This is a genomic window from Citrobacter sp. Cpo040 (assembly GCF_030332915.1).
GTDB classification, from domain to species: Bacteria; Pseudomonadota; Gammaproteobacteria; order Enterobacterales; family Enterobacteriaceae; genus Citrobacter; species Citrobacter portucalensis.
On the sequence record NZ_JAOWGX010000034.1, the window covers coordinates 819838 to 841450 of the forward strand.

The window sequence follows — 21613 nt, forward strand, 5'->3', positions numbered from 1 at the left end:
ATTAACACTTAACGAGAAACGCTAAAAGGGTCTGCTGAAAGGTGTCAGCTTTGCGAATTTTTGATCCAGATCACGCAATTACTACTCAGAAGTGAGTAATCTTGCTTACGCCACCTGGAGGTAACGCGTTAGAGTTAACAGGCGCTAGCGTATAAGCTCTTTTAGTAAATCAAAGTAAAGTGGACGTTAATTAACCGTTTGATTTTCAAACCATTACACAAATTTTCGTCGGTCTGTCTATACTCTCGTATCGAGCAGATGATTTACTAAAAAAGTTTAACATTATCAGGAGAGCATCATGGCTGTTACTAATGTCGCTGAACTTAACGCACTTGTAGAGCGCGTAAAAAAAGCCCAGCGTGAATATGCCAGTTTCACTCAAGAACAGGTTGACAAAATCTTCCGTGCCGCCGCTCTGGCTGCCGCAGACGCTCGAATTCCTCTCGCGAAAATGGCCGTTGCCGAATCCGGCATGGGTATTGTCGAAGATAAAGTGATTAAAAACCACTTCGCTTCTGAATACATTTACAACGCTTACAAAGATGAAAAAACCTGTGGTGTGCTGTCTGAAGACGACACTTTTGGTACCATTACCATTGCTGAACCGATTGGTATCATCTGCGGTATCGTTCCAACCACTAACCCGACTTCTACTGCAATCTTCAAATCACTGATCAGCCTGAAGACCCGTAACGCCATCATCTTCTCTCCGCATCCGCGCGCAAAAGATGCAACTAACAAAGCAGCTGACATCGTTCTGCAAGCAGCAATCGCTGCTGGCGCACCGAAAGATCTGATCGGCTGGATCGATCAACCTTCCGTTGAACTGTCTAACGCGCTGATGCACCACCCGGACATCAACCTGATCCTTGCGACCGGTGGTCCAGGCATGGTTAAAGCGGCATACAGCTCCGGTAAACCAGCTATCGGCGTAGGCGCAGGTAACACCCCTGTGGTTATCGACGAAACCGCTGATATCAAACGTGCTGTTGCATCTGTTCTGATGTCTAAAACCTTCGATAACGGCGTAATCTGTGCTTCTGAGCAGTCTGTCGTCGTGGTTGACTCCGTATATGATGCAGTACGTGAGCGTTTTGCGACTCACGGCGGCTACATGCTGCAGGGCAAAGAGTTGAAAGCAGTTCAGGACGTTATCCTGAAAAATGGCGCGCTGAACGCAGCTATCGTTGGTCAGCCGGCATACAAGATTGCTGAACTGGCAGGCTTCTCCGTACCAGAAACCACCAAGATCCTGATCGGTGAAGTGAAGGTTGTTGACGAAAGCGAACCGTTTGCTCACGAGAAACTGTCTCCAACGCTGGCAATGTACCGTGCGAAGGACTTCGAAGACGCAGTTATCAAAGCTGAAAAACTGGTTGCGATGGGCGGTATCGGTCATACCTCTTGCCTGTACACTGACCAGGACAACCAGCCAGAGCGTGTTGCTTACTTCGGTCAGATGATGAAAACCGCACGAATCCTGATCAACACCCCTGCTTCTCAGGGTGGTATCGGTGACCTGTACAACTTCAAACTCGCACCTTCCCTGACACTGGGTTGTGGTTCCTGGGGTGGTAACTCCATCTCTGAAAACGTTGGTCCTAAGCACCTGATCAACAAGAAAACCGTTGCTAAGCGAGCTGAAAACATGTTGTGGCACAAACTTCCGAAATCTATCTACTTCCGTCGTGGCTCTCTGCCAATCGCACTGGATGAAGTGATTACCGATGGTCACAAACGTGCGCTGATCGTGACCGACCGCTTCCTGTTCAACAACGGTTATGCAGACCAGATCACCTCCGTTCTGAAAGCTGCTGGCGTTGAAACCGAAGTGTTCTTTGAAGTTGAAGCTGACCCGACTCTGACCGTTGTTCGCAAAGGTGCTGAGCTGGCTAACTCCTTCAAACCAGACGTAATCATCGCACTGGGTGGTGGTTCCCCGATGGACGCCGCGAAAATCATGTGGGTTATGTACGAGCACCCGGAAACTCACTTCGAAGAACTGGCACTGCGCTTTATGGACATCCGTAAACGTATCTACAAGTTCCCGAAAATGGGCGTAAAAGCGAAGATGGTTGCAGTTACCACCACTTCCGGTACCGGTTCTGAAGTGACTCCGTTTGCGGTCGTTACCGACGATGCAACTGGGCAGAAATACCCGCTGGCAGACTATGCGCTGACTCCGGATATGGCGATTGTTGACGCCAACCTGGTTATGGATATGCCGAAGTCACTGTGTGCGTTCGGTGGTCTGGATGCGGTCACTCACGCTCTGGAAGCTTACGTTTCAGTACTGGCGTCTGAGTTCTCTGACGGTCAGGCTCTGCAAGCGTTGAAATTGCTGAAAGAAAACCTGCCAGCGTCTTACCATGAAGGTTCTAAGAACCCGGTAGCGCGTGAGCGTGTACACAGTGCAGCAACTATCGCCGGTATCGCGTTTGCTAACGCCTTCCTGGGTGTATGTCACTCAATGGCGCACAAACTGGGTTCTCAGTTCCACATTCCTCACGGTCTGGCGAACGCCCTGCTGATCAGCAACGTTATTCGTTATAACGCGAACGACAACCCGACTAAACAGACTGCATTCAGCCAGTACGACCGTCCGCAGGCACGCCGTCGCTACGCTGAAATCGCAGACCATCTGGGTCTGAGCGCACCGGGTGACCGTACTGCCGCGAAAATCCAGAAACTGCTGGGCTGGCTGGAAGAAATCAAAGCTGAACTGGGTATTCCTAAGTCTATCCGTGAAGCTGGTGTTCAGGAAGCTGACTTCCTGGCACACGTGGACAAACTGTCTGAAGATGCGTTTGACGACCAGTGTACTGGTGCTAACCCACGTTACCCGCTGATTTCTGAACTGAAACAGATCCTGCTGGATACCTACTACGGTCGTGAGTATAGCGAAGGTCAGACCGCCGCTAAGACTGAAGCAGTAGCTGCACCGAAAGCAGAAAAGAAAGCGAAGAAATCCGCTTAATTTGCTCAGATAAGTTTTAGTTTCATCATAAACGGTCCCAATTGGGGCCGTTTTTTTTCGTCTTGTGTTATGAAAATCGGGGAATACACAATTTAACCATGTGAATAGAATGGCAGTGTAAGAGATGTAATCAGGAAGATGTGAGACTAGCCGTTAGAAGAGAGTCTGACAGGGTAGAGAACATTGACGAAGGTTCCGGCCTACCCTTTGTTTAAAAGCGCTCAGAAGCGTACAGGGTTAATCGTGGCTGTGTCGTTCTTGTATCGCCGTCAGAGAGCCCTCAGACTGCGCTTGTTTGTAGTGTTTACGACATACCGACACATAGCGTTCATTCCCGCCGATAACCACCTGCTCGCCCTCGTTATAAGGTCTTCCAGCCTGATCAAGGCGTAATACCATGCTGGCCTTACGGCCACAGAAACAAATGGTCTTTAATTCAACCAGTTTATCTGACCACGCAAGCAGGTATTCGCTGCCACCAAATAACTCACCACGAAAATCAGTGCGTAAGCCGTAACACAAAACAGGAATATCCAGTTGATCGACAACTTCAGATAATTCATAAACCTGTTGTCGGGTCAGAAACTGAGACTCATCGACCAGTACACAGTGAATTCTTTGCTGCGCATTCTCGGCGCGAATCTCTTCGAACAATGATGAATTTTGGTTAAACAATTTTGCAGGTGACGACAGACCTATACGCGAACTTACTTTTCCAGCACCAAAACGGTCATCAATTTCCGCTGTATATACAACGGCACGCATCCCACGTTCCTGATAATTGTACGAAGATTGCAACAATGCAGTCGACTTACCTGCGTTCATTGCAGAATAGTAAAAATATAGTTGTGCCATTGACCGAAGGCCCTCACCCGGGGAAATAAATATGGGCTGGATTGTATCATATTTCACGAACATGTCGGTGTAGCGTTGGTCGCAAAGGCGTATAAATGAGCGGGCAAGCTCGCACAGTGCCGCCTGAATTTAAGTAACGGATAGTGAGAGAGCATACAACCATCGACCAAACAGCCTGTGCTCGGACGCGTATATACACACTCTTTCACAAATAGTGCTCATGAAATTTATCAATGTCACTTATCATCATACGGCAATAAAGAAACCCTTCCCATATTGTTATTGAATCTACCCACTGTCGCCATGTATTAGCGAATTCACGTAAGCAAAACTAATACAAAAGGTTGAAATCACTGCAAAGAGATACTATTTGTACACCATAAAATGTGACCTGAATCTTGAATTTTTACTCTCAGCCGCTGAGAAGCCCCCTCGCCAATAAGCCTTTTTTATGCCCAACATCATGGGGAATTTAAGACAGGAGAATTAATTCTGATAGTAAATAAAGCGCAATTTTGAATTCCTTACATTCCTGGCTATTGCACAACTGAATTTATCGCTCTATTATTAGCTCAACAAACCACCCCAATATAAGTTTGAGATTACTACAATGAGCGAAGCACTTAAAATTCTGAACAACATCCGTACTCTTCGTGCGCAGGCAAGAGAATGCACTCTGGAAACGCTTGAAGAAATGCTGGAAAAATTAGAAGTTGTAGTTAGCGAGCGTCGCGAAGAAGAAAGCGCTGCTGCTGCTGAAGTTGAAGAACGTACTCGTAAACTGCAACAATATCGTGAAATGCTGATCGCTGACGGCATTGATCCGAACGAATTGCTGAATAGCATGGCTGCTGTTAAATCTGGCACCAAAGCTAAGCGCGCTGCCCGTCCGGCTAAATATAGCTATGTTGACGAAAACGGTGAAACTAAAACCTGGACTGGCCAGGGTCGTACACCGGCAGTGATCAAAAAAGCGATGGAAGAACAAGGTAAACAACTGGACGATTTCCTGATCAAGGAATAATTCAGAAATAGTTTGCTTAAAATCCCGCCAGTGGCGGGATTTTTTTTACCGGTACTTCGCTCAACCCTACCCGGATTAGGTATAAAAAAACGGCGCTGTTAATACAGCGCCGTTCTGACCAGATAATACCAGAAGGTTACTTCTTAATACCCATCTCGTCTTCCAGCCAGGCTTTAAATTCGGCGCCGAGAGTATTATGGCGAATACCATATTCAACGAACGCCTGCATATAGCCCAGTTTATTACCACAGTCATGGCTTTTGCCCTTCATGTGATAAGCTTCAACCGTCTCTTTTTCAATCAGCATATCGATAGCATCTGTCAGCTGAATTTCATCACCCGCTCCCGGAGGGGTTTTAGCCAGCAGAGGCCAGATATCGGCACTAAGAACGTAACGACCCACAACGGCCAGATTAGAAGGCGCAACATCAGCTTTTGGTTTTTCAACCACGCCAACCATCGGGACGCTTTCGCCCGGTGATAATTCAACGCCTTTACAATCAACAACGCCATAAGCCGTAACATCTTCTACCGGTTCAACCATAATCTGGCTGCTACCTGTTTCATCAAAACGATGAATCATTTCGGCAAGGTTGTCGCGGGATAAATCAGATTCGTATTCGTCAAGAATTACGTCCGGCAGGATTACAGCTACCGGTTCATCGCCAACCACAGGGTGCGCGCACAATACCGCGTGGCCCAGACCTTTAGCCAGCCCCTGACGCACCTGCATAATAGTCACATGTGGCGGGCAAATAGATTGCACTTCTTCCAGAAGCTGGCGTTTTACACGTTTTTCCAGCATCGCTTCAAGTTCAAAGCTGGTATCAAAGTGGTTTTCAATAGAATTTTTAGACGAGTGAGTTACAAGTACAATTTCAGTGATGCCCGCAGCAATACATTCGTTTACGACGTACTGAATTAATGGCTTATCAACCAACGGTAGCATCTCTTTCGGGATTGCTTTCGTAGCCGGTAACATCCTGGTTCCTAATCCCGCAACCGGGATAACGGCTTTTTTGACTTTTGAATTAAGGGCAGCCATTTAAAACTCTCCTGGACTGTTCATGTATTGAACGTGTTCATCATTCTGTATCGCATCCGAGTATATCAGTACAGCGACAAGCTTCTGGTCTGAAAAGGACGCGCGTCGGTATAATTAAGATAAATACGAATAAAACTGGCGCTGATAGTAGCACTCACAGCATGGGGAGGGTGAACCAATTTCATTTACACGCCTCTCAATTGTTCATTCTGCAGACAACATCAAGCGCAGGCGACCTCCCGCCCCCCAAATTTGGCATTGCCATGACTCACAATGTTGGCTCAGCTGATTAAGATACGTATTACCTAAGGTACCCAGCGGAACGCCATTGCTAATTTGCACTTGGTGGGAACCTGTATTTAATGTCGCATTCAGCCCTGCCGATACCAGAATCAGATTTTTTAATCCGCTGTGGTAATACCCCACCAGCAAGGGAAACTGCCCTGGTAAATTGGCTTGCCGCAACAGATGATTTACCTGTTTCAATAACGTACCTAGCTCTGGCAGTCGCTGATTTTGTTGTGTCAGTTGCTCCTGCAGTAAACCATTAAATAGCGCCCTCAGTAATAATGCAGCCAGGACGCCATTATCCCCTGCCCGCGTCACATCAAGGCAATAGAATGCAAGGTCATGATCAGACAGCGGAGCAATATCCAACACCAGCCCCGGTTGGTCGGCTGCCACCAATTGTCGATAGTTAATGCGACAGTGCGAGATCACTTGCGACACTGGAGGCTGTAATTCTTTTAGCAACTTCGCAGCTGCAGCAGGATCGTCCACCATCGCATCCCAGTCGCGAAACAGCCGTTCTTCTTCTTCCACGCGTGAATTAAACATGTTGGGATAAAGACATGCAAAGACGGTTTCTCGCAAGCGATTAAGATCTTTCACCGGCTTCAACAGGACGTCATCCACACCGAGTCGTAGCGCTTTGGCTATGTCGGACATGTTTTCCGTCGCAGAAATCACCAGTATTGGGGTCTGATCGCCACGATTGCGTAAATACTCAACCAGTTTGAGACCGTTCATTCTTGGCATAGCCAGGTCGCAGATCATCAGGTCGGGTTTAAAATGCCCAAGCAAGTCCAGTGCTTCAAGTCCGTCACCAGCTACCGCCGTTGTCGCTCCCAAAGAGGAAAACCATGAGTCCATGAGTGAGCGAAATACCGGCTCATCCTCAACGATAAGAATCTGTTTTCCGACCAATGGCTGCGTCATATTCTCCCCCCTGACTGGCTTTAATAAATAGTGGCATGCTATTGCCACTCACGCCTGTCAGAATTAGCTTAAGTGTTGATAAAAAATGCGTTAGACGTTGGTTTTCACCAGGGGTAGAAGCTCATCCATTTTCTTCTCGACCGCTAACTGTCCGGCAGCAATTGCCGCACTGGCGCGGTGAAAATCCAGCGTGGATATTTGTGGACAAAACGGCTGAATCAGAATGTCTGGAGGGTCACCGGCCATGCGGTTACGTTTCAGTCGGTTTTCCAGAACCTGAATAGACGTCGTCATAATCTCCATCGCCGTGGGCGCAGTTACTGCACGCCTGGCAGTAATGTTGCTCAAGCGTTCTTTCAGACGGGCATGCCATGAGAGTTCGTCAGCATCATCACCCGATTCGGCATCGCTATTGACGTTGAAGGAGAGTAAATCTTGTTGCATGAGATGCGCATCGTGTTGCAGGTCGACCGCAATAACAATATCGGCCCCCAACGCGCGAGTCAGGGAGACAGGGACAGGATTCACCACCGCACCATCGACCAGCCAGTAACCATTGTGCGCCACAGGTGACATCAGGCCAGGAATACTGCAGGAGGCCCGGACAGCCAGATGTAAATCACCTTCGGTGAACCAAAGTTCCCGACCCGTACTCAGATTGGTGGCCACTGTTGCGAAACGGCGAGTACATTGCTCAATTGCTTCTACCGGCATCACATTACGGTACTGATTGAATACCCGTTCACCGCGCAGTAAACCTCCCCTGCGCCACGAGAGATCCATCAGCCGTAAAACATCCCAATAGCTGAAAGAACAGACCCACTTTTCGAGAGCAGGCAGCTTATTGCAGGCGTAGGCAGCGCCAACCAACGAACCGATGGAGCACCCTGCCACGATATCAACATCAATGCCCATATGCTTAAGGGCTTTAATAACGCCAATATGCGACCAACCTCGCGCTGCGCCGGAACCTAGCGCCAGCCCAATTTTTATTTTTCTCATTATACGTACAAACTTCCCCTGGCTTGCAGACGTAGCAACATCGCTACCGCTCAGTTAACATAGTGCCACTCTGGCGTTTTTACGCCGTTTTTATATTCCAGGGAGTACTTTGTGTCTCAGCTTTGTCCCTGTGGTAGCGCAGTCGAGTATAGCCTATGTTGCTACCGTTATGTGTCCGGCGCGCAAGTAGCACCTACGCCGTCACACCTCATGCGTTCTCGTTACTGTGCTTTTGTGATGAAAGACGCAGATTACCTTATCAGGACCTGGCATCCGGATTGTCATGCGGCCGAGTTTCGCGACGACATTATCGCAGGATTTACTCATACCGAATGGCTTGGACTGACCGTTTTTGAACAAGAGACGGCAGACACAGAAAATATCGGCTATGTCAGTTTTGTCGCACGGTTTTCTGAACAAGGTAAAACAGGTGCAATTATCGAGCGCTCTCGTTTTTTAAAAGAAAACGGTCAGTGGTACTATATAGATGGTACACGCCCTCAAATTGGACGAAACGATACCTGCCCTTGTGGCTCCGGTAAAAAATTTAAAAAGTGCTGCGGCTAATCAACGCCCGACAGTATCAATTTTGCAAACATTCTCAACAGGATCACCGCTGCAAATGCATTCATTACAACGAAAAGTGCTGCGTACTATTTGCCCGGACCAAAAAGGTCTGATCGCGCGCATTACAAATATCTGTTACAAGCATGAACTGAACATCGTGCAGAACAATGAGTTTGTGGACCACCGTACCGGACGCTTTTTTATGCGCACCGAACTGGAGGGCATTTTTAACGACGTCACGCTGCTTGCCGATCTGGACAGCGCCTTACCTGAAGGCTCGATTCGTGAATTAACCCCAGCAGGCCGCCGCCGCATCGTCATTTTGGTCACCAAGGAAGCGCATTGCCTGGGCGATTTATTAATGAAGGCCAACTATGGCGGGCTGGATGTTGAAATCGCAGCGGTGATCGGCAATCACGAGACCTTGCGTCCTCTGGTTGAACGGTTTGATATTCCGTTTGAGCTGGTGAGCCATGAAGGTTTAACACGTGACGAACATGATGAGAAAATGGCTGATGCTATCGACGCCCACCAGCCGGATTATGTCGTGCTGGCTAAATACATGCGCGTTCTGACCCCGACATTTGTTTCACGCTTTCCGAATAAAATTATCAATATTCACCATTCATTCCTGCCAGCATTCATTGGTGCTCGTCCGTACCATCAGGCTTATGAGCGTGGTGTGAAGATCATCGGCGCGACGGCCCACTACGTGAATGATAACCTCGATGAAGGCCCAATCATTATGCAGGACGTGATCCATGTAGATCACACCTACACTGCCGAAGATATGATGCGCGCGGGTCGCGACGTTGAAAAAAATGTATTAAGCCGTGCGCTATATCAGGTTCTGGCTCAACGCGTCTTTGTTTACGGTAACCGAACGATTATTCTGTAATCGATTGATAAGTTAATTGGTTACCTTTACATCTTTACGTGTAAAAATCAGGCAACCAGTTCTTTTTTATCAACGGAATGCTTTACAGGGGCGCATCATTTGATATGATGCGCCCCGCTTCCAACGGAAGCAGGCCAGTAATTAGCATTACCCCGTGGTGGGGTTCCCGAGCGGCCAAAGGGAGCAGACTGTAAATCTGCCGTCATCGACTTCGAAGGTTCGAATCCTTCCCCCACCACCATTCATTCCTGTAGATTCATAAAATTAGTATACCCCTGGTGGGGTTCCCGAGCGGCCAAAGGGAGCAGACTGTAAATCTGCCGTCATCGACTTCGAAGGTTCGAATCCTTCCCCCACCACCATCACTTCATAAAGCACCAACAGCAAATCAATCTCTAATGCCCCATATTCTGCCCATGTGGGAAGGATGAGAAGCTTCGACTAAGGTTCGATTCGAGCGTAGCGAGAAAGCGTTGCCGCAGGCAACGACCCGAAGGGCGAAGCGCGTAGCGCTGAGTAATCCTTCCCCCACCACCATCACTTCATAAAGCAACACACTCAATTCCTCAGCAATGCCTTTTATTTGCCTGATGCGCTATGCTTATCAGGCCTACTAACTCGACACGTGCCCGTAATTTGTCTGCTGCGCTGCGCTTATCAGGCCTACAGCGCTCGCTGATACCTTCGTAGGCCGGATAAGGCGCTTGCGCCGCCATCCGGCAAACAGGCATAAAAAAACCCCGCCGAAGCAGGGTTTTGTCATTCTCAAATATACGATTAGTGACGCGCGCGAACAATCTGGTATTTGCGTGTCAGATATTCGACCGGGACGCTCCAGATGTGTACCAGACGAGAGAATGGGAACAACAGGAACAGCGTCATACCCAGCACCAGGTGCATACGGAAAATGAACGCAACACCATCGAGATACTGAGACGCTCCGCCCTGGAAGGTCACCACTGTCTGCGCCCAGTTCACCAGCTTCATCATCTCGCTACCGTCCATATGCTGGGCGGAAAACGGAATGGTCAGCAGGCCCAGCGCACACTGGATCACCAGCAGTGAGAGGATCAGAATATCCGCTCCGGTGGTGGTGGCCCGCACGCGTGGGCTGAACAGACGACGTTTCAGCAGCAGTACGCCACCAATCAGACACATCAGGCCACTGGCACCGCCCGCAAACATTGCCATCTTTTGTTTCACTTCAAGCGGTAGCCAGGCTTCATACATCCAGTGCGGCGTCAACATGCCAAGGAAGTGCCCAGCAAAGATACCCAGGATCCCGATGTGAAACAGGTTTGACGCCAGGTTCATCCCTTTGCGATCCAGCATCTGACTGGAAGCCGCACGCCATGTATATTGCCCATAGTCATAACGCAGCCAACTGCCGATCAGAAAGACAGAACCCGCGATGTACGGATAGATGTCAAAGAAGAACGTATTCAGGAAGTGCATTAGTGCTGTCCTCCGGTGGTGATATTCAGATACTGCGGCGCAACGGCCCCGGCAAAACGACGCTGGTGAGCGGAGATTTCCGACTCGCCACACCCCTGATCGGCGAAGAATTTCACCTGCTCTTCTTCCCAGACCGCATCAAGCGCTTGTGGAGTATCGTCACGGGCTTCATCCGCAATTTTTTCAGCCACTTTATCGCTGTCGATAACGGTATTCGCCAGTTTTAACAGCAGATCGAACAGCACCGCATAACGGCTTTCACGTTGTTGCAAACGAGCGCTGAGCAGCGCCAGAATCGGCGCAATATCCTGTAAGCCACCTAGCGCTTCGCTTTTCGGCAATTGCGCAAGGTATTCCAGATACAGCGGCAGATGATCGGGAAGTTCGCGGCTGTCGAGCTGCAAACCGTGCTGCTCATACTGTGCCATCAGGTCAACCATAGCCTGACCGCGATCGCGGGATTCACCGTGAACATGTTCAAACAGCAGCAGCGATGTCGCGCGGCCACGGTCAAACAGTTCGCTGTAGGCGGCCTGCACATCCAGCATGTCCTGCGCGGTTAGATCGCGCAGGAAAACGCCCAGAGTCTGGGCATCCTCTTTATCCAGGTTCTCAGATGACGCGAGTGCATCGAAAAGTTCCTGCTGATGCTGCCACAAGGCAGCATCCGGGTACTCGAGCAGACGCGAAACAATGACGAGTTCAATCATTGGTGCGGCTCCGTTTTGCTGGTCACATCGACAGCGTCGATGCGGCGGCTGTTGAACAGATTGAATTTAGTATCAGAACCGTGGCAACCGTCGCCGAAGGTAAAGCCACAACCGCTTTTCTCCGGGAACGCGTCACGCGCCAGTTCACGATGGCTGCTCGGTACCACGAAACGATCTTCGTAGTTCGCGATTGCCAGGTAACGATACATTTCCTGTGCCTGTGCTTCGCTTAAGCCCACCTCTTCCAGCGCACGGGTATCAACTTTACCGTCAACTGTTTCCGCACGTTTGTAGTGACGCATCGCCAGCATACGTTTCAGGGCCAACAGTACCGGCTGGGTGTCGCCAGCGGTCAGCAGGTTCGCCAGGTACTGAACCGGAATACGCAGGCTGTCAACATCCGGCAGAATACCGTTGCTGCCCAGCTCGCCCGCGTCGGCGGCAGACTGAATCGGTGACAATGGCGGCACGTACCAGACCATCGGCAGTGTGCGGTATTCCGGATGCAGCGGCAGCGCCAGCTTCCAGTCCATCGCCATTTTGTAAACCGGAGACTGCTGTGCGGCATCAATGACGCTCAGCGGAATACCATCTTTCAGCGCCTGTTCAATAACCGCCGGATCGTTCGGATCGAGGAACACGTCCAGCTGACGCTGGTACAGATCTTTCTCGTGCTCGGTGCTGGCCGCGCTTTCGATCACATCTGCGTCATACAGCAGTACGCCGAGGTAACGGATACGACCTACACAGGTTTCGGAGCAAACGGTCGGCTGACCAGCTTCGATACGCGGGTAGCAGAAAATGCACTTCTCAGATTTCCCGCTCTTCCAGTTGAAGTAGATCTTCTTGTACGGGCAGCCGGTGATACACATACGCCAGCCGCGGCACTTGTCCTGGTCGATCAGCACGATGCCATCTTCTTCACGCTTGTAGATAGCTCCGCTCGGACAGGTCGCCACACACGCCGGATTAAGGCAGTGCTCACACAGACGCGGCAGGTACATCATGAAGGTGTTTTCGAACTGACCGTACATCGCCTTCTGCATGTTTTCGAAGTTCTGGTCTTTGGCGCGTTTTTCAAACTCGCCGCCGAGAATTTCTTCCCAGTTCGGACCGCTGGTGATTTTGTCCATTCGCTGACCGGTGATCAGCGAGCGTGGACGAGCAATCGGCTGCGCTTTGCTGTCTGCCGGGGCGTTATGCAACGTCTGGTAGTCAAAATCAAACGGCTCGTAGTAATCATCCATGCCCGGCAGATGCGGGTTAGCAAAGATTTTACCCAACAGCAGCGCTTTGTTACCCATGCGCGGCTGCAGTTTGCCGTTGATTTTACGGATCCAACCGCCCTTCCATTTTTCCTGGTTTTCCCAGTCGTTCGGGAAGCCAACGCCAGGCTTACTTTCGACGTTGTTGAACCAGGCGTACTCCATACCTTCACGGCTGGTCCAGACGTTTTTACAGGTCACTGAACAGGTGTGGCAGCCGATGCACTTATCGAGATTCAGCACCATGCCGACTTGTGAACGAATTTTCATTTTACGCTCTCCTGTACCTGGTCATTGCCTTCGCCATCCAACCAGTTAATGTTCTTCATCTTACGTACAACTACGAACTCATCACGGTTTGAACCGACGGTGCCGTAGTAGTTAAAGCCGTAGGCCAGCTGCGCATAGCCGCCGATCATATGGGTCGGTTTCGGCGTAATACGGGTCACCGAGTTGTGGATCCCACCGCGCTGCTGGGTGATTTCTGAACCCGGCAGGTTTACGATACGTTCCTGCGCGTGGTACATCATGGTCATCCCGGCCGGTACACGCTGGCTGACAACTGCACGTGCCGTCAGCGCACCGTTGCTGTTGAAGACTTCGATCCAGTCGTTATCTTCGATTCCCAGATCCTTCGCATCGACTTCGCTCATCCACACAATCGGGCCACCGCGTGACAGCGTCAGCATCAGCAAGTTGTCGCTGTAAGTGGAGTGGATACCCCATTTCTGGTGCGGCGTCAGGAAGTTGAGCGCTTTTTCCGGGTTACCGTTAGATTTCTCGCCGATCACCGCTTTCACCGAACGGGTGTCGATTGGCGGACGGTAAACCAGCAGGCTTTCACCAAAGTCACGCATCCACTGATGATCCTGATACAACTGCTGGCGACCAGACAGTGTACGCCATGGGATCAGCTCGTGAACGTTGGTATAGCCGGCGTTATAAGACACGTGTTCATCTTCCAGTCCTGACCAGGTCGGGCTGGAGATAATTTTGCGCGGCTGCGCCTGAATATCGCGGAAGCGAATTTTTTCGTCTTCTTTATTCAGCGCCAGATGCGTATGGTCACGACCGGTAAATTCACTCAGCGCAGCCCAGGCTTTAACGGCTACCTGACCGTTAGTTTCCGGCGCCAGCGTCAGGATCATCTCGGCTGCATCAATTGCGGTATTAAGCCAAGGCTGGCCTTTTGCCGGACCTTCAGCCTTGGTGTAATTGAGCTTACGCAGCAGATCCATTTCGCTCTGGGTATTCCAGGCAATCCCTTTACCGCCGTTACCGATTTTTTCCATCAGCGGGCCGATGGAGGTGAAACGCTCGTAGGTTGCCGGATAATCACGCTCAACGGTCATGATGTGCGGTGCGGTAACACCAGGAATCAGGTCACATTCACCTTTTTTCCAGTCCTTCACGTCCAGCGGTTGTGCCAGTTCTGCGGCAGAGTCGTGCTGAATTGGCAGCGTAACGACGTCGGTTTCTTTACCGAGATGACCCACGCAAACTTCAGAGAATTTCTTGGCGATGGCTTTGTAGATTTCCCAGTCGCTCTTCGATTCCCAGGCCGGGTCAACCGCCGCAGACAGAGGATGAATAAACGGATGCATGTCCGAGGTATTCATATCGTCTTTTTCATACCATGTTGCGGTCGGCAGCACGATGTCGGAATACAGACAGGTGCTCGACAGACGGAAGTCCAGCGTGACAACCAGATCCAGTTTGCCGTCCAGGCCGTTATCCTGCCATTCCACTTCTTCAGGCTTCACGCCGCTCTGCTGGCCGAGATCTTTGCCCTGAATACCATGTTCAGTACCCAGCAGATACTTCAGCATGTACTCGTGGCCTTTACCGGAAGAACCGAGCAGGTTAGAACGCCAGATAAACAGGTTGCGCGGATGGTTTTTACCGTTTTCCGGCTGCTCTGCCGCAAAACGAATAGAACCTTCTTTCAGGGATTTAACGGTGTAATCCACCGGCGTCATACCTGCTTTCTGCGCTTCTTCGGCGATACGCAGTGGGTTAGTCCCTAACTGCGGCGCAGATGGCAACCAGCCCATACGTTCAGCGCGAACGTTAAAATCAATCAAATGACCGCTGTAGCGGGATTTGTCTGCCATCGGGGAAAGCAGTTCCTGCGCAGTAACCGTCTCATAGCGCCATTGGCTGGAGTGGTTATAGAAGTAGGAAGTGCTGTTCATATGACGAGGCGGACGCTGCCAGTCAAGAGCAAACGCCAGCGGCTGCCAGCCGGTTTGCGGACGCAGTTTTTCCTGGCCGACGTAGTGGGCCCAACCGCCGCCGCTCTGACCGATACAACCGCAGAACACCAGCATATTGATCAGGCCACGATAGTTCATATCGAGGTGGTACCAGTGGTTCAGGCCCGCACCGACGATGATCATCGAACGACCGTGTGTTTTATCGGCGTTATCCGCAAATTCACGGGCAATGCGCACGATCTGAGAACGTGATACGCCAGTGATTTTTTCTGCCCATGCCGGCGTGTACGCTTTCACGTCATCGTAGCTGGTCGCGCAGTTTTCGTCGTTCAGACCACGTTCCAGGCCATAGTTAGCCATGGTCAGGTCGTAAACGGTGGTCACCAGCGCGGTAGAGCCATCGGCCAACTGCAGGCGTTTAACCGGCAGTTTGTGCAGCAGAATATTTTCCAGCTCTACTTTACTGAAGTGCTCGGTACCTTCGCCGCCAAAGTACGGGAAGCCCACTTCAGCGATATCGTCCTGGCTACCCAGCAGGCTGAGTTGCAGTTCGGTTTCATCACCGGACGTACCGTCGCGTTGCTCAAGGTTCCATTTGCCCTTTTCGCCCCAACGGAAACCAATTGAACCGTTTGGCGCAACCATTTCGCCGTTGTTGTTGATAGCGACGGTTTTCCATTCCGGATTATTTTCCTGGCCCAGAGAGTCGACCAGATCCGCCGCACGCAGCATACGACCAGCAGCATAGTAGCCGTCACGCTCTTCGAGCATCACCAGCATTGGCATGTCGGTATAACGACGAACGTAGTCGGTGAAGTACTGGCTCGGGTTATCGAGGTGGAACTCGCGCAACATGACATGGCCCATCGCCATTGCCATCGCCGCATCGGTTCCCTGCTTCGGTGCCAGCCACAGGTCGCAAAGTTTGGCAATTTCTGCGTAGTCCGGAGTAATCGCTACCGTTTTGGTGCCTTTATAGCGAACTTCAGTAAAGAAGTGCGCATCCGGAGTACGGGTCTGCGGTACGTTAGAGCCCCATGCAAGAATGTAGCTGGAGTTATACCAGTCGGCAGATTCCGGTACGTCGGTTTGCTCGCCCCAGGTTTGCGGGGAAGCCGGCGGCAGGTCACAGTACCAGTCGTAGAAGCTCAGGCAGGTACCGCCAATCAGCGACATATAGCGTGCGCCGGAAGCATAAGAAACCATCGACATCGCCGGAATCGGAGAGAAGCCTGCAACGCGGTCAGGGCCATAGGTTTTGATGGTGTAAACGTTAGATGCAGCAATCAGTTCATTCACTTCCTGCCAGGAAGAACGAACAAACCCACCACGACCACGCGCTTGTTTGAAGCTTTTTGCTTTGTCGGCGTCTTCGATGATGGATGCCCATGCGTCTACCGGATCGCTGTGCAGTCTTTTTGCTTCACGCCACATCTTCATCAGACGTTTGCGCATCAGCGGGTATTTCAGACGGTTAGCGCTGTAGAGATACCAGGAATAGCTTGCACCACGTGGGCAGCCGCGAGGCTCGTGGTTAGGCATATCTGGACGCGTGCGTGGGTAGTCAGTTTGCTGGGTCTCCCAGGTCACCAGACCATTTTTCACATAGATTTTCCAGCTGCATGAGCCGGTGCAGTTTACCCCGTGGGTTGAACGCACGATTTTGTCATGCTGCCAACGCTGGCGGTATCCGTCCTCCCAGTCCCTGTTGGTATTGAGAAGCTGGCCATGCCCATCGGCAAAGGTTTCGCCCTTCTGCTTGAAGTAGCGAAACCGGTCCAGGAATTTACTCATCGGTTTTCTCCTGTAGGAGCCTGACGGCTCTCTGATAAATCGACATTGCTTGATTGAGAGCGAAGGTAACGCTCTGAAAGGGCGTGAGAATTGATAACGATCAAGGCATGCAGGGATGAAAACAGAGGGTCGATTTTCACATACCCCCTTAGTGGGATATCAATAAAACACTCAACATATTGAATTTAAATGATTTTATTAAAATCACTTATCATACAAATGTTAAATTCTTTATAAGTGGGTATTAAGGGGTATCCCCCCTGCCAGGCATATTACCAGCACCGTTTTCGCAGACTTTCGTCATGAGCTCACATATAAGTATGTTGTAACTAATTTAGAGCAAAAAAAAGCGCGGTCTAACACCGCGCAATGGATAATCAACTGCTACTACTTTTTTACTTTTTAGAATGACGTCCGTATACCGCCCAGGTGATAACCACACAAGCGACATAGAAGATCAGAAATACTTTCATCGCATCGACCGGCGAACCAGTTAACGCCAGAGACGTACCAAATGCTTTCGGGATAAAGAAGCCGCCAATCGCACCAATGGCTGAGATAAAGCCCAACGCTGCCGCAGTGTCGGTTGCTGCTTCGCGCATTGCTTTCTCTTCTGATCCGCCTTCAGCTTTCACTCTGTCCATCGTCAGCTTGCGGAAGATAACGGAGATCATCTGGAAGGTTGAACCACTCCCCAGACCAGCCGTCAGGAATAATGCCAGGAACACCGCGAAGAAGGCGATAAAGTTGCCGCCAACGCCGTTTGATGGCAGCGTCAGGAACAGTAAGGCACTGAAAATTGCCATCAGCACGAAGTTCACCAGCGTTACACGGGTTCCGCCCAGACGGTCAGAGATTGCGCCGCCCGCTGAACGAGCCAGCGCGCCAATCAACGGTCCAAAGAAGGCATAATGCAGGATCTGTACCTCAGGAAACTGCGTTTTTGACAACATGGCAAAACCGGCAGAGAAACCGATGAATGAACCGAAGGTTGCCAGATACAGCAGGCTCATAATCCACAGATGCCCACGTTTCAGCACCGGCAATTGCTCTTTCAGCGACGCTTTTGAGGTTGCCAGTTCATTCATACCAAACCATGCAGCCAGCGTTAACACCGCCAGAAACGGTACCCAAATCCATGCGGCGTTTGCCAGATACAGCTGCGTACCATCCGGTTGTTCAACCCCGTGGCTACCAAATGCGGCAAAGATTGACAGTGAAACCACCAGCGGCGCAACCAACTGCATCACGCTGACGCCCATGTTGCCCAGGCCACCGTTCAGACCCAGCGCACCACCCTGTTTCTGTTTTGGAAAGAAGAAACTGATGTTTGCCATGCTGGACGCAAAGTTCGCACCGGCGAAACCGCACAACAGAGAGATAATAATAAAGGTACTAAACGGCGTGGAGGTATCCTGCACCGCAAAACCTAACCATACGCAAGGAATGATCAGGATACCGGTGCTAAACGCTGTCCAGCGACGTCCACCAAACAGGGGAACCATAAAGGAGTACGGAACACGCAGCAGTGCGCCGGACACCGAAGGTAATGCCGTCAGCATGAACAGCTGTTCAGTGGTGAAATCAAAACCGACTTTCGGTAAGTTCACCGCCACGGCGCTAAATAACATCCACACGCAAAACGCCAGCAGCAAGCAAGGGACTGAAATCCACAGGTTACGGCTGGCGATTCGTTGACCACGCTGCTGCCAGAAGGCGGGATCTTCCGGCCGCCATTCGGTAATTACAGCTCCAGATGCCCTTTCCGGGGCAGATGAGTGACTCATAGACACCTCTGATACTTGTTTCGATGCCTGCAACATTAGGGTTTACAGCTGGAGGTAAGTTGATATAAATCAAAGGAAAAGGTGTCATTATTCATGCCTAAAATTTATCATTACCCTAAATGAGTACATAACTTCGGTAAAAAAGATGTGGTTTTTCACGCTTCTGTCGCCCCCTACTCCCCCTCGCCCAGGATCTCTCCCTCCGCTGGCAATTAAGAGGTAGCCCGTTTGAGGTATGGGTATACTCCAGTGTATCGCCGAGAATAACGCCACTGCCTGCAGCAGAATCGTCATTCAATAAGGTTTTCTGTTCGACGAAAACCCGAAGGAACAAGTCACCATGTTTAAACGTTGTCTCTCCCCGCTTACGCTGGTCAACCAGGTGGCGCTGATTGTTTTATTGTCCACAGCCATCGGCGTGGCGGGTATGGCTGTCTCCGGCTGGCTGGTTCAGGGCGTTCAGGGTAGCGCCCATGCAATCAACAAAGCGGGATCGCTGCGCATGCAGAGTTATCGCCTGCTGGCAGCCGTACCGCTGGACGCTAGCGATCAACCGCTTCTGGATGAAATGGAGAAAACGGCGTTTAGCCCGGAGTTGACGCGTGCCGCAAAGCGAGACGGACAACAGGCGCAGTTAAAAGCACTACAGGATTACTGGCACACTGAACTGGCGCCGGGGCTTGCGCATGCGCAAACGCCTGATGCGGTAGCGCAGGATGTGACGCGCTTTGTAGGCGGTCTGGATAAGCTGGTTACCGCCTTTGACCATACCACCGAATTACGCATTGAACGCGTCGTCCTGCTGCATCGCCTGATGGCCATATTTATGGCATTGCTGCTGGTTTTCACCATTATCTGGCTGCGCGTGCGCCTGTTAGAGCCGTGGAAACAGCTGCTGGCGATGGCGCGAGCCGTCAGCCAACGTGATTTTACCCAACGCGCGCGTATCAGCGGGCGTAATGAGATGGCCGCTCTGGGTTCGGCACTGAATAATATGTCCGAAGAGCTGGCTGAGAGTTATGCCGTGCTGGAACAGCGGGTGCAGGAAAAAACGGCGGGACTGGAGCACAAAAATCAGATCCTTTCTTTTCTGTGGCAAGCCAACCGCCGCCTGCACTCTCAGGTGCCGTTGTGCGAACGCCTCTCTCCGGTGCTGAACGGTCTGCAAAATTTGACCTTGCTACATGATATTGAACTCCGGGTTTACGACCTGGAAGATGAAGACAATCATCAGGAATTTACCTGTCAGTCCAATGCCAGCTGTGATGAAAAAGGTTGCCATCTGTGTCCTCGCGGCACGCTGCCCGCGATTGACGGCGGGATCACATTGAAATGGCGGCTGACCGATGCGCATACCCAATATGGTATTCTGCTCGCCACCTTGCCGAACGGACGCCATCTCAGCCACGATCAGCAACAGCTGGTTGATACCCTGGTTGAGCAACTGACCGCAACGCTCGCGCTCGACAGACATCAGGAGCGTCAACAGCAGTTGATCGTGATGGAAGAGCGTGCCACCATTGCACGCGAACTTCATGATTCTATTGCACAATCGCTCTCTTGTATGAAGATGCAGGTTAGCTGTTTGCAGATGCAGGGCGATGCGCTTTCAGATAACTGTCGCGAGTTGCTCAGCCAGATACGTAACGAGCTGAATGCTTCATGGGCACAACTGCGTGAGCTGTTAACCACCTTCCGTTTACAGCTCACGGAACCTGGATTACGACCGGCGCTTGAAGCCAGCTGTCAGGAGTACAGCGCCCGTTTTGGATTTACGGTTAAGCTGGATTATCAGCTACCGCCACGCCTGGTCCCTTCGCATCAGGCGATTCACCTGCTACAAATTGCGCGCGAAGCCCTGAGTAATGCACTTAAACACTCTCAGGCCAATGAAGTGGTCGTGACGGTGGTGCAAAATGGCAAGCAGGTCAAACTAACAGTGCAAGATAACGGCTGCGGCGTACCGGAAAACGCCGAACGCAGTAACCACTACGGCATGATTATAATGCGCGACCGTGCGCAGAGCTTGCGCGGCGATTGCCGCGTACGCCGTCGCGAGACGGGCGGTACTGAAGTTGCTGTCACTTTTATTCCCGAAACAAACTTCACAGAAGTCCAAGGAGATACCCATGAGTAATCTGGAACCGGCAACCATCCTGTTGATCGACGATCATCCGATGCTGCGAACCGGTGTAAAACAGCTTGTCAGCATGGCGCCCGATATTACCGTTGTCGGCGAAGCCAGCAATGGTGAGCAGGGTATCGAGCTGGCTGAATCCCTTGATCCCGATCTGATCCTGCTTGATCTCAACATGCCCGGCATGAACGGCCTGGAAACTCTCGATAAGCTGCGTGAAAAGTCACTGTCGGGCCGTATCGTTGTGTTTAGCGTATCCAATCATGAAGAAGACGTAGTTACCGCACTGAAACGCGGCGCTGACGGTTATCTGCTGAAAGATATGGAGCCTGAAGATTTACTCAAAGCCTTACAGCAGTCAGCGGCCGGTGAAATGGTGCTGAGTGAGGCCTTAACGCCGGTTCTGGCCGCCAGCCTGCGTGCTAATCGTGCAACGTCGGACCGTGATGTTACCCAACTGACACCGCGTGAGCGCGACATTCTCAAGCTCATTGCCCAGGGGCTGCCGAACAAGATGATCGCCCGTCGTCTGGACATCACTGAAAGTACGGTAAAAGTCCATGTGAAGCATATGTTGAAGAAAATGAAGCTCAAATCACGCGTCGAAGCCGCGGTATGGGTACATCAGGAACGCATTTTCTGATAACGCGTTGATGCTTCATT

The 21613-nt window shown here is 51.0% G+C and carries 15 protein-coding genes, 2 tRNA genes and 1 other RNA gene; 9 read left to right on the forward strand and 9 right to left on the reverse strand.

Features of this window, described 5'->3' with window-relative positions; translation table 11 throughout:
* Positions 1–298: 298 nt before the first annotated feature.
* A complete protein-coding gene (gene adhE / locus OGX86_RS08725) occupies positions 299–2977 on the forward strand; it encodes a bifunctional acetaldehyde-CoA/alcohol dehydrogenase (protein ID WP_008784953.1) in 2679 nt (892 codons plus the stop codon).
* 237 nt (positions 2978–3214) lie between these two features.
* Here adhE and tdk read toward each other — a convergent pair whose 3' ends face one another.
* Positions 3215–3832, reverse strand: coding sequence for a thymidine kinase (gene tdk / locus OGX86_RS08730; protein ID WP_008784954.1), 618 nt, complete (start codon positions 3830–3832; stop codon positions 3215–3217).
* 610 nt (positions 3833–4442) lie between these two features.
* Here tdk and hns point away from each other — a divergent pair.
* Positions 4443–4856, forward strand: coding sequence for a histone-like nucleoid-structuring protein H-NS (hns, locus tag OGX86_RS08735; RefSeq protein WP_003020723.1), 414 nt, complete (start codon positions 4443–4445; stop codon positions 4854–4856).
* 136 nt (positions 4857–4992) lie between these two features.
* Here hns and galU read toward each other — a convergent pair whose 3' ends face one another.
* The 3 genes from galU to rssA all read right to left on the reverse strand — a co-directional run bounded on the left by galU (position 4993) and on the right by rssA (position 8121).
* Complete coding sequence (galU, locus tag OGX86_RS08740) at positions 4993–5901, reverse strand: UTP--glucose-1-phosphate uridylyltransferase GalU (protein WP_003020727.1); 909 nt, start codon at positions 5899–5901, stop codon at positions 4993–4995.
* Between the two features lie 204 nt (positions 5902–6105).
* A complete protein-coding gene (rssB, locus tag OGX86_RS08745) occupies positions 6106–7119 on the reverse strand; it encodes a two-component system response regulator RssB (RefSeq protein WP_032943688.1) in 1014 nt (337 codons plus the stop codon).
* Positions 7120–7209: 90 nt separating this feature from the next.
* On the reverse strand, positions 7210–8121 hold the full coding sequence (rssA, locus tag OGX86_RS08750) for a patatin-like phospholipase RssA (protein ID WP_008784956.1): 912 nt from the start codon (positions 8119–8121) through the stop codon (positions 7210–7212).
* Positions 8122–8232: 111 nt separating this feature from the next.
* On the opposite strand from rssA, the gene OGX86_RS08755 reads away from it, so the two are divergent.
* The 5 genes from OGX86_RS08755 (at position 8233) to OGX86_RS08775 (ending at position 10123) form a co-directional block, all read left to right on the forward strand.
* Entirely contained in the window at positions 8233–8688 is a 456-nt protein-coding gene (locus OGX86_RS08755; RefSeq protein WP_008784957.1) for a YchJ family protein, read from the forward strand.
* A 55-nt stretch (positions 8689–8743) separates the two neighbouring features.
* Positions 8744–9586, forward strand: coding sequence for a formyltetrahydrofolate deformylase (gene purU / locus OGX86_RS08760; protein ID WP_048224038.1), 843 nt, complete (start codon positions 8744–8746; stop codon positions 9584–9586).
* A gap of 156 nt (positions 9587–9742) precedes the next feature.
* Positions 9743–9827 (forward strand) — tRNA-Tyr (locus tag OGX86_RS08765).
* Between the two features lie 36 nt (positions 9828–9863).
* A tRNA-Tyr gene (locus OGX86_RS08770) sits at positions 9864–9948 on the forward strand.
* 44 nt (positions 9949–9992) lie between these two features.
* Positions 9993–10123, forward strand: a non-coding RNA gene (locus OGX86_RS08775) — RtT sRNA.
* A gap of 240 nt (positions 10124–10363) precedes the next feature.
* On the opposite strand, the gene narI is transcribed toward OGX86_RS08775, so the two are convergent.
* The 5 genes from narI to OGX86_RS08800 form a co-directional block, all read right to left on the reverse strand.
* Positions 10364–11041: a respiratory nitrate reductase subunit gamma gene (narI, locus tag OGX86_RS08780; protein ID WP_003833386.1), complete on the reverse strand. Its 678-nt coding sequence runs from the start codon at positions 11039–11041 to the stop codon at positions 10364–10366.
* Positions 11041–11751, reverse strand: a complete 711-nt coding sequence (narJ, locus tag OGX86_RS08785; RefSeq protein WP_048216248.1) for a nitrate reductase molybdenum cofactor assembly chaperone — start codon at positions 11749–11751, stop codon at positions 11041–11043. Before narJ ends, narI begins: the two co-directional genes overlap by 1 nt.
* A complete protein-coding gene (gene narH / locus OGX86_RS08790; protein ID WP_286639830.1) occupies positions 11748–13286 on the reverse strand; it encodes a nitrate reductase subunit beta in 1539 nt (512 codons plus the stop codon). Before narH ends, narJ begins: the two co-directional genes overlap by 4 nt.
* Positions 13283–17026: a nitrate reductase subunit alpha gene (locus tag OGX86_RS08795; protein ID WP_032943696.1), complete on the reverse strand. Its 3744-nt coding sequence runs from the start codon at positions 17024–17026 to the stop codon at positions 13283–13285. Before OGX86_RS08795 ends, narH begins: the two co-directional genes overlap by 4 nt.
* A 395-nt stretch (positions 17027–17421) precedes the next feature.
* Positions 17422–18813 carry a NarK family nitrate/nitrite MFS transporter gene (locus tag OGX86_RS08800; RefSeq protein WP_003833390.1) on the reverse strand — a complete coding sequence of 464 codons (1392 nt, stop codon included), beginning with the start codon at positions 18811–18813 and terminating at the stop codon, positions 17422–17424.
* A 340-nt stretch (positions 18814–19153) separates the two neighbouring features.
* On the opposite strand from OGX86_RS08800, the gene narX reads away from it, so the two are divergent.
* Together narX and narL are read left to right on the forward strand one after the other, a co-directional pair.
* Complete coding sequence (narX, locus tag OGX86_RS08805; RefSeq protein ID WP_003833391.1) at positions 19154–20950, forward strand: nitrate/nitrite two-component system sensor histidine kinase NarX; 1797 nt, start codon at positions 19154–19156, stop codon at positions 20948–20950.
* Positions 20943–21593, forward strand: coding sequence for a two-component system response regulator NarL (gene narL / locus OGX86_RS08810; protein WP_003833392.1), 651 nt, complete (start codon positions 20943–20945; stop codon positions 21591–21593). Before narX ends, narL begins: the two co-directional genes overlap by 8 nt.
* The last annotated feature ends 20 nt before the right edge of the window (positions 21594–21613 follow it).

Excerpts from the sequence above, each read along its gene's own strand:
- adhE (WP_008784953.1), top strand. The coding sequence starts at position 299 with ATGGCTGTTACTAATGTCGCTGAACTTAACGCACTTGTAGAGCGCGTA.
- tdk (WP_008784954.1), bottom strand. The coding sequence starts at position 3,832 with ATGGCACAACTATATTTTTACTATTCTGCAATGAACGCAGGTAAGTCG.
- hns (WP_003020723.1), top strand. The coding sequence starts at position 4,443 with ATGAGCGAAGCACTTAAAATTCTGAACAACATCCGTACTCTTCGTGCG.
- galU (WP_003020727.1), bottom strand. The coding sequence starts at position 5,901 with ATGGCTGCCCTTAATTCAAAAGTCAAAAAAGCCGTTATCCCGGTTGCG.
- rssB (WP_032943688.1), bottom strand. The coding sequence starts at position 7,119 with ATGACGCAGCCATTGGTCGGAAAACAGATTCTTATCGTTGAGGATGAG.
- rssA (WP_008784956.1), bottom strand. The coding sequence starts at position 8,121 with ATGAGAAAAATAAAAATTGGGCTGGCGCTAGGTTCCGGCGCAGCGCGA.
- purU (WP_048224038.1), top strand. The coding sequence starts at position 8,744 with ATGCATTCATTACAACGAAAAGTGCTGCGTACTATTTGCCCGGACCAA.
- narI (WP_003833386.1), bottom strand. The coding sequence starts at position 11,041 with ATGCACTTCCTGAATACGTTCTTCTTTGACATCTATCCGTACATCGCG.
- narJ (WP_048216248.1), bottom strand. The coding sequence starts at position 11,751 with ATGATTGAACTCGTCATTGTTTCGCGTCTGCTCGAGTACCCGGATGCT.
- narH (WP_286639830.1), bottom strand. The coding sequence starts at position 13,286 with ATGAAAATTCGTTCACAAGTCGGCATGGTGCTGAATCTCGATAAGTGC.
- OGX86_RS08795 (WP_032943696.1), bottom strand. The coding sequence starts at position 17,026 with ATGAGTAAATTCCTGGACCGGTTTCGCTACTTCAAGCAGAAGGGCGAA.
- OGX86_RS08800 (WP_003833390.1), bottom strand. The coding sequence starts at position 18,813 with ATGAGTCACTCATCTGCCCCGGAAAGGGCATCTGGAGCTGTAATTACC.
- narX (WP_003833391.1), top strand. The coding sequence starts at position 19,154 with ATGTTTAAACGTTGTCTCTCCCCGCTTACGCTGGTCAACCAGGTGGCG.
- narL (WP_003833392.1), top strand. The coding sequence starts at position 20,943 with ATGAGTAATCTGGAACCGGCAACCATCCTGTTGATCGACGATCATCCG.